At 42.7% G+C, this 302-nt stretch carries 1 pseudogene; it reads right to left on the bottom strand.

The window, feature by feature from the left end:
* Positions 1 to 302 (bottom strand): annotated as a pseudogene (locus FD17_RS13270) (IS5/IS1182 family transposase); the annotation flags it as partial.

Below are 302 nucleotides of genomic sequence, written 5' to 3'. Positions count from 1 at the left end.
CATCATAATCATCGGCTCGATAAACTTTAAAATTACGGGTAAAGCCATTCTTGTCAGTTCGATGGCTCATACCATGGTATGAAAAGCGGATGTGGTGATCATCCAAATAGTAATCGTCTTCGGCGTGATATTCCCAATTCATCACTTTGCTGAGATCAGTCCGATATTTCTTAGATTGCTCTTTAAGGTACAGGGTATAAGGAATCAGTGGAATCTTGCCTAACTGCTCTTTAACGAATTGATAGTTTGGCTCGCTGCCGTATCCCGCATCGGCGACGATATATTTGATGGGAGTCTGGGTG

This window comes from Lentilactobacillus sunkii DSM 19904, from assembly GCF_001435575.1.
Classification (GTDB): domain Bacteria; phylum Bacillota; class Bacilli; order Lactobacillales; family Lactobacillaceae; genus Lentilactobacillus; species Lentilactobacillus sunkii.
The sequence above is the reverse complement of the archived record's forward strand: the minus strand, read 5'-3'. Positions and strand labels throughout refer to the sequence as shown.